The organism is Pseudomonas sp. S2_B10, assembly GCF_054668425.1.
In genome coordinates, this window is the sequence record NZ_CP162768.1 from 1970964 (window position 1) to 1984287 (window position 13324).

General features: G+C 61.5%; 14 protein-coding genes. 5 read left to right on the top strand and 9 right to left on the bottom strand.

Going from position 1 to position 13324, the window contains the following annotated elements:
• Positions 1-71: 71 nt before the first annotated feature.
• The 3 genes from AB4O45_RS08740 to mrcB are packed head-to-tail and all read right to left on the bottom strand — an operon-like array spanning position 72 to position 3497.
• On the bottom strand, positions 72-407 hold the full coding sequence (locus AB4O45_RS08740) for a YqcC family protein (RefSeq protein ID WP_056790386.1): 336 nt from the start codon (positions 405-407) through the stop codon (positions 72-74).
• The gene (locus tag AB4O45_RS08745; RefSeq protein WP_041477844.1) at positions 407-1156 is read right to left on the bottom strand and encodes a tetratricopeptide repeat protein; all 750 of its coding nucleotides are present in this window, start codon (positions 1154-1156) and stop codon (positions 407-409) included. Before AB4O45_RS08745 ends, AB4O45_RS08740 begins: the two co-directional genes overlap by 1 nt.
• A 16-nt stretch (positions 1157-1172) precedes the next feature.
• Positions 1173-3497 carry a penicillin-binding protein 1B gene (mrcB, locus tag AB4O45_RS08750; protein WP_095181816.1) on the bottom strand — a complete coding sequence of 775 codons (2325 nt, stop codon included), beginning with the start codon at positions 3495-3497 and terminating at the stop codon, positions 1173-1175.
• Between the two features lie 116 nt (positions 3498-3613).
• On the opposite strand from mrcB, the gene AB4O45_RS08755 reads away from it, so the two are divergent.
• The 4 genes from AB4O45_RS08755 (at position 3614) to AB4O45_RS08770 (ending at position 6978) form a co-directional block, all read left to right on the top strand.
• Positions 3614-5170, top strand: coding sequence for a bifunctional aminoglycoside phosphotransferase/ATP-binding protein (locus AB4O45_RS08755; protein WP_460142353.1), 1557 nt, complete (start codon positions 3614-3616; stop codon positions 5168-5170).
• 91 nt (positions 5171-5261) lie between these two features.
• Complete coding sequence (locus AB4O45_RS08760; protein ID WP_056790397.1) at positions 5262-5606, top strand: pentapeptide repeat-containing protein; 345 nt, start codon at positions 5262-5264, stop codon at positions 5604-5606.
• Between the two features lie 289 nt (positions 5607-5895).
• Positions 5896-6168: a TfoX/Sxy family protein gene (locus AB4O45_RS08765; protein WP_016773175.1), complete on the top strand. Its 273-nt coding sequence runs from the start codon at positions 5896-5898 to the stop codon at positions 6166-6168.
• A 15-nt stretch (positions 6169-6183) separates the two neighbouring features.
• Positions 6184-6978, top strand: coding sequence for a Crp/Fnr family transcriptional regulator (locus AB4O45_RS08770; protein WP_423663080.1), 795 nt, complete (start codon positions 6184-6186; stop codon positions 6976-6978).
• Positions 6979-7210: 232 nt separating this feature from the next.
• On the opposite strand, the gene AB4O45_RS08775 is transcribed toward AB4O45_RS08770, so the two are convergent.
• Genes AB4O45_RS08775 through AB4O45_RS08790 form a run of 4 tightly spaced genes read right to left on the bottom strand, consistent with a single transcriptional unit; the run spans position 7211 to position 10752 of the window.
• Positions 7211-8059 (bottom strand): ChaN family lipoprotein, encoded by an 849-nt coding sequence (locus AB4O45_RS08775; RefSeq protein ID WP_423663078.1) that lies wholly within the window; start codon positions 8057-8059, stop codon positions 7211-7213.
• 19 nt (positions 8060-8078) lie between these two features.
• Positions 8079-8846, bottom strand: a complete 768-nt coding sequence (locus tag AB4O45_RS08780; RefSeq protein WP_423663076.1) for a heme ABC transporter ATP-binding protein — start codon at positions 8844-8846, stop codon at positions 8079-8081.
• Positions 8846-9829, bottom strand: a complete 984-nt coding sequence (locus AB4O45_RS08785) for a FecCD family ABC transporter permease (RefSeq protein WP_162999784.1) — start codon at positions 9827-9829, stop codon at positions 8846-8848. The genes AB4O45_RS08780 and AB4O45_RS08785 overlap by 1 nt, the downstream gene beginning before the upstream one ends.
• Before the next feature lie 50 nt (positions 9830-9879).
• Positions 9880-10752 carry a heme/hemin ABC transporter substrate-binding protein gene (locus AB4O45_RS08790; RefSeq protein WP_460161312.1) on the bottom strand — a complete coding sequence of 291 codons (873 nt, stop codon included), beginning with the start codon at positions 10750-10752 and terminating at the stop codon, positions 9880-9882.
• A gap of 164 nt (positions 10753-10916) precedes the next feature.
• Between AB4O45_RS08790 and AB4O45_RS08795 the strand changes: the two genes are divergently transcribed.
• Positions 10917-11234, top strand: a complete 318-nt coding sequence (locus AB4O45_RS08795) for a Rieske (2Fe-2S) protein (protein ID WP_122506697.1) — start codon at positions 10917-10919, stop codon at positions 11232-11234.
• Here the strand turns inward: AB4O45_RS08795 and sfsA are convergent.
• Complete coding sequence (gene sfsA / locus AB4O45_RS08800) at positions 11231-11944, bottom strand: DNA/RNA nuclease SfsA (RefSeq protein WP_258707209.1); 714 nt, start codon at positions 11942-11944, stop codon at positions 11231-11233. The genes AB4O45_RS08795 and sfsA overlap by 4 nt on opposite strands.
• Positions 11944-13113, bottom strand: coding sequence for a pyridoxal phosphate-dependent aminotransferase (locus AB4O45_RS08805; RefSeq protein ID WP_150638524.1), 1170 nt, complete (start codon positions 13111-13113; stop codon positions 11944-11946). Before AB4O45_RS08805 ends, sfsA begins: the two co-directional genes overlap by 1 nt.
• Positions 13114-13324: the final 211 nt, after the last annotated feature.

The window sequence follows — 13324 nt, forward strand, 5'->3', positions numbered from 1 at the left end:
TGATCCTGCTCGTCTAAAGTCAAAAGATCGCAGCCTTCGGCAGCTCCTACAAAGCTCCTACACAACCGCGCTCAGCGGGAGGCAGTGATCAGCCGGTCAAACTCTTTGAGCAGCACCTGCAACTGCCGATCCTTGCCGCCAAGGTTGCGCTGGGCGAAGACCATTTCCGCCATTTCCTGAATGCCCGAGGCGTTCGGTAAGGGCAGATCCTGTTCGAGGATCATCTTCATGCGCGGCAGGAAGATCCATTGCAGCCATTGCTCGAAGTCCAGCGTGTCGACCGAGAACGGCTCGACACTGCTCAGGGCTTCGACCGACGGCTGAACCTCATCCCACCAGCCCTGGGTGCGCAGCTCGCGTTCAATCAACAACAGCTGATCGGCGATTTTCGGGAAACGCACGTCCATCACAGGGAAACCTTGGCCTTCTGACGGGCCAGCGCGGCGCCGGCGGAATCGCCTTGTTTCTCACGAGATTGAGCGATGATTTCCCACAGGCTGGCTTGCAGATCCGGACGACCGTTGGCCATGGTCAACGCGCGACGGGCAAATTGCTCGGCTTGCGGCGCATCGCCCTGGGCCATGCGCACCTGCGCCAGACGGTAAAGCACTTGTGGCTCACGGGGGGCGACACGTTGCGCCCGCTCCAGGCTGGAAGAGGCACCGTTGAGGTCGCCGCCGGCCTGCTGCTGTTGCGCGGTGGTCAGCAAGGCGAGTACCGGACCGTCCAGTTGCTCATCCGCCGACAGCCCGCCACCGCTGCTGGCCGAAGGAATGCCACTTGGCGTCGACGGCATGCTGTAGCTGCCGGAGTTGATCGGTGCCGACTCAACCGCCGATGGGTTGTAAGGCCCCGACGTGATACCGCCGGATGCAGGCCCCGGGACGATCGGCGAAGAACTGATCGGTGTTGACACCGCAGCACCGCCGCCCGGCACCATCACCACCACGCCGGTATCGCCTTGCGGAATCGCCTGAGTCTGGCCCTGCGCCGGGCGCTTGACCGTGGTCTGGCGGAAACCGCCATTGGCGCCGATGCGTTCGCTATTGGACACGGCCGTACCCGAATCCACTACCGGAATCGAACCACGCTGTACGGTGGAGCAGCCGCTGAGCAAAGCCACGGCGGTCACCGCTGGAATCAACCACTTGTTCACTTGAAACCCTCTTTGCTTAATTCATCCAGCCCTTGACCCAGTCCATCACCGATTCCGGCGAGGCAGGTGTTTCGCTTGCACACGCGGCGCCGGGTGGCGGCTCGCTGCCGCGAATATACGGCATCTGTACCGCGCCGGGGCAGTTGGCATCCGAACCCTGGCCGGTGCGCGAATCGACCCACGCTTGCACGACGTTGTCCGGCTGCGGCATGTCCAGCGGCAGCGGATCGGCCTTGCGCATGAAACTGGTCCAGACCTGCAGCGCACCGGTGGCCCCGGTGAACGGCGTCTTGCCGTTGTCGTCGCGACCCAGCCAGACCACTGCCAGCAGATCCTGACTGAAACCGGCAAACCAGCTGTCGCGCGAATCGTTACTGGTACCGGTCTTGCCCGCCAGTGTCAGGGTCTTGGGCAGCACGTTATAAACCGAACTGCCGGTACCTTCACGCATCACCCGCTGCATGGCGTTCTGGATCAGGTAAATCGAGGCAGGGTCGAAGCGCTGTTCGATCTGGAACGGATAACGCTTGAGCGGCTCGCCCTCGGCGGTCAGCACGCTGCGAATGCCGCGCATCGGCGTATTGAAACCACCGTTGGCCAGCGTCTGGTACATGGTCGCCACTTCGATCGGCGTCATGCCGCCAGCACCGAGCAGCATCGACGGGAACGCCGGGAATTCACGGGTAACTCCCAGACGACCTACGGTCTTGAGCACGTTCGGCACGCCGACTTCCAGGCCCAGGCGCGAGGTCGACAGGTTGTAGGAATGCGCCAGGCCCTGATAGAGGAACACCGTACCGTGGGAGCGGCGATCGTAGTTCTGCGGCTTCCACACCTGACCGTTGGCGCCTTTGACTGACAGCGGATCGTCCGACAGCCAACTGGTCAGCGTGTACTGGCTCGGTTTCTCAAGCGCGGTCAGATACACCGCCGGTTTGATCAGCGAGCCGATCGGGCGTACCGCATCGAGTGCGCGGTTGAAACCGGCGTAACTGGCCTGACGGCTGCCGATCATCGCCTGGACTTCGCCGGTTTCCGGGTTGGTCACGACCATCGCCGCTTCGACGTCATCCGAGCCCTTGCGCCCGGCCAGACGCTTGAATGTGTCGTTGACCGAGGCTTCGGCTTTCATCTGCAGAATCGGGTCGAAACTGGTGAAGATGCGCAGGCCTTCTTCGGTCAAGTCTTCGTCGCGGTAGTCTTCGCGCAACTGGCGTTTGACCAGGTCGATAAAGCCCGGGAACGAGCTGTCGGCGAGCTTGCCGCGAGTCGTCACACCGAGCGGCATTTTCTTCGCCGCTTCGACTTGTTCGGGGGTTGCCACGCCTTGCTGCGCCAGCACGTCGAGGACCAGATTGCGCCGCTCCAGCGCGCGTTCCGGGTTGCGGCGCGGGTTGTAGTAGGACGGTCCCTTGACCATGCCGACCAGCATCGCAACTTGATGCAGTTTCAGCTCGGACAATGGCTGGCCGAAGAAGAACTGACTGGCCAGACCAAAACCGTGCACCGCACGCTGGCCGTCCTGACCGACGAAGACTTCGTTGAGGTAGGCCTCAAGAATTTCCTTCTTGTCGTAATGCAGTTCCAGCAGCAACGCCATCATCGCTTCGGTGAGCTTGCGGGTCAGGCTGCGTTCGCTTGTCAGGTAAAAGTTCTTCACCAACTGCTGGGTCAGCGTACTGCCGCCCTGGGTCATCTTGCCGCCGGAGGTGTTGATCCACACGGCGCGGGCGATCGATTTCGGCGACACGCCCCAGTGGCTGTAGAAGTCGCGGTCTTCGACGGCGATCAGGGTTTCGAGCAGGTACGGCGGCACCTGATCGAGTTTGATCAGGATGCGGTCTTCGAGATTTTTCGGGTAAATGCCGCCGATCATCAGCGGCTCGAGGCGCACCACCGACAGTTTCGAACCGTTGGTCGAGGACAGTTCGGCGACGTAATCGCCGGAGAAGCGCACACGCACCGGCTGCGGCTTTTCCAGACCTTCATAGAACTGGAAGCCACGGGTGTTCAGGTCAACCGTATTGCCGCTGACGGCTGCGGCGCCGGGGCCGTTGCTCACGGCTTCGCGGCGATAGCCGAGGGCATCGAGTTCGGTGAGGAAATCGTCCTTGCTGAGCTTCTGTCCGACGAACAGCTCGAGCGGGCGCGCGTATACCTTGGCCGGGATGGTCCAGCGCTTGCCGGAGAACTTCTCCTGCACCACGGCATCGAGGTAAACGGCAAAGCCGGCCAGCACTACAAGGCCGACCAGGCTGAGTTTAATGGCCCAGCTCAACCATGGGCTGAGGCCCTTGGCTGGTGGTTTTTTCTTGGTACGGGGGGATCGGGATCGAGTCATGGCGGCGGATTATACGCACTTTATCGATCCTCAACAGGCACGCGCGGAGGTTTGCGTCAGGCGGGCAAGCAGCCATAATGGCCGCCTCGAATTCCCCCGCCTCTGAAGGATCGCCCGTGAGCCAGTCCCTGATCGCTGCCCTGCAAAACCCGGCCCTCTACCCGCATCCCGTCGAAGGGTTTCAGGTCATCGAAACCCACATCTCGTGGGTGATTCTCACCGGGCCCTTTGCCTATAAAGTGAAGAAGCCGGTGAATTTCGGCTTCCTCGACTTCACCAGCCTCGACGCACGTGCGCATTTCTGCGCTGAAGAGCTGCGGCTGAACCAGCGTCTGACCGATGATTTGTATCTGGACGTGTTGCCGGTCACCGGCAGCGTCGAGGCACCGCAACTGGGCGGCGACGGCCCGGCTATCGAATACGTGCTGAAAATGCGCCAGTTCCCGCAGAGCGGCTTGCTCAGCACCCTGCAAGCCAATGGCGAACTGACCACTCAGCACATCGACGCGTTGGCCGAGCAGATCGCCCATTTCCATCTCAACGCCCCGAAAGTCCCGGCCGAACACGACGCCGGTACACCGGACAGCGTGATGGCGCCGGTCGCGCAAAATTTCGAGCAGATCCTGCCGTTCCTCAGCGACAAGAACGACTTGCTGCAACTTGAGGCATTGAAAGCCTGGGCCGAAAGCAGCTTCGAGCGCCTCAAGCCCCTGTTCGCCCAGCGCAAGACACAAGGTTTCACCCGTGAATGCCACGGCGACATTCACCTGGGCAACGCCACGGTCATCGACGGCAATGTGGTGATCTTCGACTGCATCGAGTTCAACGAGCCATTCCGTTTCACTGATGTCTGGGCCGACACCGGCTTCCTCGCCATGGACCTGGAAGACCGTGGCCTGAAATCGTTGGCGCGTCGCCTCATCAGCCAGTATCTGGAACTGACCGGCGACTATGAGGGCCTGGAAGTGCTGAACTTCTATAAAGCCTACCGCGCGCTGGTGCGGGCCAAGGTGGCATTGTTCAGCATGCCGGCGGACGCGACTGCGGTGCAGCGCGCCACCACCCTGCGCCAGTACCGCAACTACGCCAACCTGGCGGAAAGCTACAGCACCATTCCTTCGCGCTTCATGGCCATTACCCACGGTGTTTCCGCCGTCGGCAAGAGCCATGTGGCCATGCGCCTGGTCGAAGCGCTGGGCGCAATTCGCCTGCGTTCCGATGTCGAGCGCAAGCGCCTGTTCGGTGAGCAGACCGTTGCCAACGACGTGCAGGCCGGCATTTACAGCGCCGATGCCAGCACCGCGACCTACGCGCGCCTGCATGAAATCGCCGAGGTGATCCTGCACGCCGGCTTCCCGGTGGTGATCGACGCGACTTACCTCAAGCGTGAACAGCGCGACAACGCGGCGAAGATTGCCGAAGCCACCGGCACGCCGTTCCTGATCCTCGACTGCAACGCCCCGCAAGCCGTGATCGAGAGCTGGCTGGCGATGCGCCAGGCCGATCAGAAGGATCCGTCCGACGCCACCCTGGCAGTGATCGAAGCGCAGCAGGTCAACCGCGAAGCGCTGACCCCGGAGGAGATTCTGCGCAGCAAACGCGTGCAGACCAATGAATCCGGCACGCTGGACACCGTGGTCGCGCAGATCCGTCAGCGCCTGCCGGGCCTGTAAAAAACTATTTCGGCCGTGAAGCCCTCGCTCGCTTCACGGCCGGCAAATAGTGGCACTATACTGGCGTCATAAAACCAACAGGTGATCTGACATGAGCCAGCCTAAACTGCTCGACACTCCGCTTTACGCCCTGCTGCACAAAGATGACGTTGCAGGCTTCAACAAAGAACGTCCACAGGATGATCTGATCGACATGGTCGGCGGCGATTTCCGTGGCCTCGACCTGCGTGAACTGAACGCCGATAACGTGGATTTCCGGGATGCGTATTTCCGCTCCGCCGATTTGCGTGGCATCGATTTCCGCAAGGCTTCGCTCGAAGGCGCCAGCCTGGCCCATGCACAGATTTCCGGTGCGTACTTTCCGCCGGAGCTGAGTGCCGACGAGATCCTGATGTCAATGAATTTCGGTACACGGTTGCGCTATCGCACCCGCTGATATCCGGAAATCTTCCTGACACCACGCCTTGCCCCTGTGGGAGCGAGCCTGCTCGCGAAGGCGTAGTGTCAGTTGATATCGATTGTGTCTGATACGCCCTCTTCGCAAGCAGGCTCGCTCCCCCATTGATAATCGTTTACCTCCCTTCCCTCTGCGTTCGCAGGTCCTTTACCCCCCTTTCTTAGAAGCTTTTGCGTCGAATCCGACCAAACAACCACGCTTTTCCTACTGATGGCTACACTGCTGAGAAGCTCGCCCACGCACCATTCGGCCGTCGCAAGGAGGCTTGATGAATGATGAACTGCAACACCTGAAAAATCTTGGCAAGACATCGGCGCAATGGCTGCATGCCGTGGGCATCCACAGCGCCTCGGACTTGCGTCGCCTCGGTGCAGTGGATGCCTACCGGGCCGTGCGTACTCGAGGCTTTCGCGCTTCAAAGGTGTTGTTGTATGCGATCGAAGGGGCGTTGATGGACGTGCACTGGAACGACATCCCTGCCGAGCGCAAGGACGCCTTGAACAAGCAGCTCGAAGCCATTTCTGCGCGCCATAAAAACTGAACAGGCGCTGACGCCATGTATTTGCTGGGGGAACAGTCGGCGCACGCCGACGTATTGATCAATCGCTTGCAGAGTCTTCCCGGGCAATGGCTACAGGATTTGTCGCCGTGCGCGCCTGTTGTCGAACTGGAGGCCACGGATGATTTGTTAGCGCAGTTGCCGGACGATCAGCTGTTTTTGCTGAGCGAGGGCGTTGTGCATGGCTGCATCGCGGGCCGCCCTCTGTTCTATTGGCAGGAAGGTGATCTGCTCGGTCTGCAACGTGGCGAGCAATGGAGCGACTGTCGCGTATGCAGCGACAGCACTGTGCGCCTGCTGCCCTATGGTCGCGCAGAGGTTTTGCAGCATTTGTATGCCGACCCTGATCGAGCCGAGCAGCTTCTGAGCTATCTGCTCGGGCAAATGGCGCTGCTCGCCCACGCTGTGGCCGAGTTGAAACCCCGTGAGTTCCGCAGCACCAACGGCTTCAAACGGGTCGAGGCCGGCGCCGTGCTGATCCAACAGGGCGATGCAGCGGATCATGTCTTCGTGATCATCGACGGGCACGCCGAGGCGTTCGTCGACGGGCACAAGGTCGGTGACGTGCCGAAGGACGAGATTTTCGGCGCCATGGCGTTGTTTACCGGCGAGCCGCGCAACGCTTCGGTGGTGACGTCCGAGCCGAGCACGGTGATGTTGATTCCTGGTGATCAGTTTTTGAGCATGACCCGCAGCAACCCGAAGATCGCCCATGGCCTGATTGAGGGTATGGCTCGACGCATCGGACAGTTGAATCGCCAGATCACGCAGTTGACGACGCAGCGCACCTAGCGCATAGCCCTTTATTCACAGGGCCTCACCACCACTCGCAAAACTAAATTACAGATTTGCAAAAACAGCGGTTGACGCGGTAATGAGAATCGCTATGATTATCACAACTGGTCGCGAGATCAGTCGATATTCTGAAAAGCCCTTGGTTCGGACTCTCAGATTATCTCCTCATCAGGCTAATCACGGTTATTTGACCCGGTTTTTACCGGGTCTTTTTTTGCCTGCCGGAAAGTCATTTGGCGAATTGCTGACGCATCTGCTCGCAGTAATCCGGCTTCGGTGTGGCCGGCGTGTACCAGACGTAATCGGCCATCGCCGCCGTTACCGCAGCGCCCTGCTCGGCCAGCATCAATACGATCGGTGGCTTGCCAGCGCCGAGATCCATCAGATGCAGCGGCACGCCAACATCCTTGCGCGCATGCCAGGCACCGGCCAGCAGGATCGAAGGCATTGGCGCAGCCAGCATGCGTTCGGCCATGCGTCGATCACGCTGTTGCTGAATTGCCAGCATCGCCGGCATCCGTGATTCGGGCAGCAGGCCGCAGTGGGATTCACTGACTTGTCCAAGCAACGTGTTCTGCACGGACAACGCATTACTGCGAGGACCGTTCAGCGCAGGTGGATTTCGGTAAAACGCACGGATTTCCGTGTCATCGAGATTGGCCGCCAGCAGCGGATATGGCTGTGTCAGAGCGAAGCGCACGATCGGCCCGTAAAGATTCCAGTCCCAGCCCTCCTGCCAGGTCAATGCCGCAGGCAAATCAGCCGCAACGGAATTCGACTGGCGCAGCGCATCGACTTTCGCTTGTTGATCCGGCGTGAGCATTTCCAGCAGGAGACTGCCTTGCGCCCGGTGCTTGCCCAGCGACTGCAACAGCCACAATTGCGCAGCATGATGATCGGCATTGTCGTGCTGCTCACCGATGATCAAACGCTCAGGTTCAGCGAGACGCACCAGCAGTTGCTGCGCGGTGAGCATCTCGCCGCTGCGCAGATCGCGGATATCGCCGCCCACCGGTGGAGCCACCACGTGCTGACACCCCGCGAGCAACACCAGTGCCAACAACCACAATCCACGCATGCGACACCTCGATGATTGATCAGCGGGCGATGATCAGCGGATGCCCACGCTCCGGGTGCGGTTGCACCAAAACCTCCAAGCCGAACACCGCTTTGAGCGTATCCGGACGCAGCACCTGCTGCGGGGTATCCAGCGCAACCGGGCGCCCCTCCTCCAGCAACAGCACGCGATCACAATAGCGCGCCGCAAGATTCAGATCATGCAGGATCACCAGCACCGCCGCGCCGCGATCGGCGAACTCGCGCACCGCCTGCAGGGTGGTGTGCTGATGCAGCGGATCGAGCATCGATGTCGGTTCGTCGAGCAACAAGGTTTGCCCGGCCTGACCCGGCCAGAGTTGCGCCAGCACCCGCGCCAGATGCACGCGCTGACGCTCGCCACCGGACAATGCCAGATAGCTGCGCCCACCCAAGTGACCGGCATCGGCGGCGGCCAGCGCTGCCGCGACGATTTCGTCATCACGTACGCGCCCGGTCTGGTACGGCAAACGGCCCATGCCGACGACCTCTTCGACGGCGAAGGCAAAATCCAGCGTCGACACCTGCGGCAACACCGCCAGTCGTTGTGCCCGCTGTGTTCCGCTCCAATAGCTCAATGCCTGACCATCGAGCGAAACGTTGCCGTCACTGGCGAGCAACTCCCCGCACAAGGCGCCAAGCAACGTGCTTTTCCCGGCGCCGTTCGGTCCCAGCACGCCAAGCACCTCGCCGGGTTCGAGTTGCAGCGTGACCCCACTGAGCACTGCTTTGCGGCCACGGCGGACATGCAGATTGTGCGCAGACAACATCAGGCACGCCCTCGCAGCAGCAGATAAAGGAAGAACGGCGCGCCGATAAACGCGGTGACAATGCCGATCGGCAACTCCGCCGGCGCCAGCGCCAGGCGCGCCACCAGATCGGCGAGCAATAACAGGCTCGCACCCGCCAGCACCGAGGCTGGCAATAGCACTTTGTGATCCGGGCCGGCCAGCAGGCGCACCAGATGCGGCACCACAAGCCCGACAAAACCGATCATGCCCGCAGCGGCCACCGCCGCGCCGACACCCAGCGCGGTGCAGAACACCAGTTCGCGCTTGAGCCGTTCGACATCGATGCCCAGATGACCGGCCTCGGATTCACCGAGCAACAAGGCATTCAATGCCTTGGCCCGACGCGGCAGCCACAGCGCCACGCCGATGGTGATGATCAGCAAGGGCCACAACCGCGCGTAACTGGCGCCGTTGAGGCTGCCCAGGTTCCAGAAGGTCAGGGTGCGCAGCGTGGCGTCATCGGCCAGGTAAGTGAACAGACCGACCGCCGAACTGGCCAGCGCCGTCAGCGCGATACCGGCCAGCAACATGGTCGCCACGTGGGTCTGACCGTTGCGCCTGCCCAGCCGATAGACCAGCGCCGTCACCCCGAGCCCGCCAAGAAACGCGCACACCGACAACAGATACGGCCCGAACCACTCCGGCAGGCCGCCAAAGAACGAGCCGCCGACAATCGCAATCGCCGCGCCAAGTGCCGCGCCACTGGACACCCCGACCAGCCCCGGGTCCGCCAGCGGATTACGAAACAGACCCTGCATCGCCACGCCGGACAGCGCCAGCACGCCACCGACCGCCAAGCCGAGCAAGGTTCGCGGCAGGCGGATCTGGCCGAGAATCAGCTCGGCCTGCTCCAGCCCCTCCGGCGCCAGCGGCACGCCAACCAGACGCAGCGCGGCGCGCAAAGTGTCAAACAGCGGCAGGCTCACCGGCCCCAATGCCAGCGACAGCCAGATCGCCAGCAGACACAACAATGTCAGGCCGATGAACAAGCCACGGGGTTTGACCAGTGTGGTCATTGGCCGCCCTTGGCCGGGTAGAAATTGTCCGTCAGGGTTTGCAAAGCAGCCGGCAACCGTGGCCCGAGACCGCCAACCAGCAGCGTCGGGTCCAGCTCCATCACCCGCCCGCTCTTGGCCGCGCGGCTGGAATTGAGGATGGGGTTTTCCTTGAACAACGCGGCTTTTGCCGCTTCGCCGGTCAACGCTCGGTCAGCGAACACCAGTACTTCGGGATCGAGGCTGGCGAGGGATTCGACAGAAAACGGTTTGTAGCCGGCATGCGTCGCGAGGTTGTGCCCGCCCGCCTGTTGCAGCAGCCAATCGGCGGCAGTGTCCTTGCCGGCGATCAACGGCTTGCCGCCGGCGTGCCCGAGCAGCAGCAACACACCGGGGGCTTTCTGTGTGGTTTGCACTTGGGCAACTCGCACTGTCTGCGCCTGGAGCTGCTGTTGATAATTCTCCAGCAACTGCGCAGCCTTCTCTTGCGCACCGAGCAACTGGCCCAGATGAGTGACATTCTTTTCCAGCGTCGGCAGATCAGGCTGGGCTGAAAACAACTCGACCTGTACCTTGGCTGCTTTGACTTGCGCCAGAACCGGCGGCGGCCCCATTTCTTCGGTACCGATCAGAATGTCCGGACGCAGGCTCAAGATGCCTTCGGCCGACAGGCTGCGCTGATAACCAATACTCGGCAGCGCCTGCAACGATTCGGGATGCTGGCTGGTGGTATCGACCCCCACCAGCTTCGACTCGCCGCCCAGTGCGCTGACCCATTCCGACAGCGCACCGCCGGCGCTGACCCAGCGTTGCGGTAAATCCGCTGCGCTCGCCTGATGGCTGAGAAAAAGGCCGACGCACAGTACGGCAACGCGGGTTTTCAGGCGCATACGCAGCTTCCTTGAACAAGGTTTCCCGGGCATCGGCGCAGCGAGCCAAGTATCCTCGGCAACGGCCAGACTCCTTGTGGGAGAAGGTCGCCATTTGATAATTGTTTGCATTTGAACGTCAAGCTCGGACATATCCCGACACGAGCGGACATTAGAGGATAGCCATGAAGTTTCTCTGCGCCGGCAGCGATCTGGCCGAAGCTGGCAGTCGCGGTTTCGAAATCGAAGGCAAAAAGCTGTTTGCCGTGCGTCGAGGTGGCCAAGTCTTTGTCTATTTCAATCGCTGCCCGCACCGGGGTGTCGGGCTGGAATGGCAGCCCGACCAGTTTCTCGATCCGAGCAACAGCCTGATCCAGTGCGCCACCCATGGCGCACTGTTTCTGATCGAGAACGGCGAATGCGTCGCCGGCCCCTGCGCCGGGCAGTCGCTCACGGCAATTGAATGCCGGGAGGATACACAAGGCGTGTGGATCGACGTTTAACCGTTGAGCCGCACGTCGAGCCGGCGATCGATGACCATCTCTTCATGGTCAAGGCGCACGCCATACGCCAACACCTCGACACCGCACGCGACCGCCTCACGCAGCGCCTCGGCGTAAGCCCAATCGATTTCCTCGGCCGGGCGCACGGCATCGATGCCGGTGAGGTTCACGCAGTACAACTGCACCGCCCGAATGCCGTCGCGCGCCAGATGCGCCAGCTCGCGCAGATGTTTGGCGCCGCGCTGGGTCACCGCATCGGGAAACGCCGCCACCGCCGTGCCGTCAAAGCCGAGGGTGACGCTTTTGACTTCGACATACGCCGGGCCGCTGGGGTATTCGAGGCGGAAGTCGATGCGGCTTTTTTCCTGTCCGTAGGCAACCTCACGCTTCAACGCGGTAAAGCCGTTCAACTCGGTAATCACCCCAGCGTGCAAGGCTTCCTCAACCAAGCCGTTGGCGCGCCCGGTGTTGACGCAAAACAGCCGGCCCTGCGGGGTTTCGCCAATTTCCCAAGTGCCGGGCAACTTGCGTTTAGGGTCGTTGGAGCGGCTGAACCAGACCTGCCCGCCCTCGACCTGGCAATTGAGCATCGAACCGGTATTCGGACAGTGAATGGTCAGCAACTCGCCGCTAACGGTCTCGATATCAGCGAGAAAACGCTTGTAACGTCGAATCAGCCGCGCTTCTTCCAGAGCAGGATAAAAGCGCATCAGCCTTGCCAGCTCTTCAAGCCGCGCGCGATGCGCTCCACCGCTGCCTGCAAACGTGCGAGGTTTTGTGTGTAAGCGAAGCGCACGTGATGACCGGCCTGATAACGACCGAAATCCAGTCCCGGCGTAAAGGCAACGTGCTCGGTTTCGAGGAAATGTCGGCAGAATGCGAATGCATCGCCGCCGAAACGGCTGATATCGGCGTACAGATAAAACGCGCCTTCAGGCTCAACGGCAATGTTGAAACCAAGTTCACGCAGCGCCGGCAGGAGAAAATCGCGACGGCGCGCAAACTCGGCGCGGCGCTCTTCGAGAATCGCAATGGTGGCTGGCTCGAAACAGGCCAGCGCAGCGTATTGCGCCATGCTTGGCGCGCTGATGTAGAGGTTCTGCGCAAGCTTTTCCAATTCGCTGACCGCCGCGTCTGGCGCGACCAGCCAGCCTAGGCGCCAACCGGTCATGCCGAAATACTTGGAGAAACTGTTGAGGACAAAAGCGCCGTCATCGACTTCCAGCACACTGGCAGCATCAGTGCCGTAGGTCAGGCCGTGGTAGATCTCATCCACCACCAAGTGCCCGTGTCGGGCCTTGATCGCTGTGGACAGTCCGCCCAGTTCATCGCGGGTCAGCAGGGTTCCGGTCGGGTTGGCCGGCGAAGCGACGAGGGCGCCGACACTGTCGTGGTCCCAATGCCGCGCCACCAGATCCGGGGTCAGTTGATAACGCACCTCCGGCCCGACCGGCACCAATTGCGCCGCGCCTTCGACCAGCCGCAAGAAATGCCGATTGCACGGGTAGCCCGGGTCGGCGAGCAGCCAGTGTTTACCCGGATCGACCAACAGGGCACTGGCCAGCAACAACGCGCCGGAGCCGCCCGGCGTGATCAGAATCCGCCGTGGGTCGATATTCAGGCCGTAACGCGATTGGTAGAAACCGGCGATCGCCTCGCGCAGTTCGGGAATGCCACGGGCGGCGGTATAACGGGTCTTGCCCGCCGTCAACGCAGCTTGCCCGGCGCGAATGATCGGCTCGGCGGTGGTGAAGTCCGGCTCGCCGATTTCCAGATGGATCACGTCGTGGCCTTCGGCCTGCAATTCATTGGCCCGCGCCAGCAGCGCCATCACATGGAACGGTTCGATCGCACGACTGCGCGCACTGTAGGGGGCCATTGGAATGCCTTCGACGGAAAAAAGAGACGATTCTACCTGTCTGCCGGAACGAGCGAGAACCCGTGAAGGTCACAGCCTCAAGAACGCTGGACTGTAACGATCTGAACGTACGCTCCAGGATTGACTAAAATCAGTGATTGAACAGGTCTCCCTTCCCACAGACACGGCTTGTCAGACATCTGCAAGCGCCACCCGCCGGGGGCTCGACATC

Excerpts from the sequence above, each read along its gene's own strand:
- mrcB (WP_095181816.1), bottom strand. The coding sequence starts at position 3,497 with ATGACTCGATCCCGATCCCCCCGTACCAAGAAAAAACCACCAGCCAAG.
- AB4O45_RS08780 (WP_423663076.1), bottom strand. The coding sequence starts at position 8,846 with ATGTTGTCTGCGCACAATCTGCATGTCCGCCGTGGCCGCAAAGCAGTG.
- sfsA (WP_258707209.1), bottom strand. The coding sequence starts at position 11,944 with ATGCGCTTTTATCCTGCTCTGGAAGAAGCGCGGCTGATTCGACGTTAC.
- AB4O45_RS08740 (WP_056790386.1), bottom strand. The coding sequence starts at position 407 with ATGGACGTGCGTTTCCCGAAAATCGCCGATCAGCTGTTGTTGATTGAA.
- AB4O45_RS08795 (WP_122506697.1), top strand. The coding sequence starts at position 10,917 with ATGAAGTTTCTCTGCGCCGGCAGCGATCTGGCCGAAGCTGGCAGTCGC.
- AB4O45_RS08765 (WP_016773175.1), top strand. The coding sequence starts at position 5,896 with ATGAATGATGAACTGCAACACCTGAAAAATCTTGGCAAGACATCGGCG.
- AB4O45_RS08760 (WP_056790397.1), top strand. The coding sequence starts at position 5,262 with ATGAGCCAGCCTAAACTGCTCGACACTCCGCTTTACGCCCTGCTGCAC.
- AB4O45_RS08790 (WP_460161312.1), bottom strand. The coding sequence starts at position 10,752 with ATGCGCCTGAAAACCCGCGTTGCCGTACTGTGCGTCGGCCTTTTTCTC.
- AB4O45_RS08770 (WP_423663080.1), top strand. The coding sequence starts at position 6,184 with ATGTATTTGCTGGGGGAACAGTCGGCGCACGCCGACGTATTGATCAAT.
- AB4O45_RS08775 (WP_423663078.1), bottom strand. The coding sequence starts at position 8,059 with ATGCGTGGATTGTGGTTGTTGGCACTGGTGTTGCTCGCGGGGTGTCAG.
- AB4O45_RS08805 (WP_150638524.1), bottom strand. The coding sequence starts at position 13,113 with ATGGCCCCCTACAGTGCGCGCAGTCGTGCGATCGAACCGTTCCATGTG.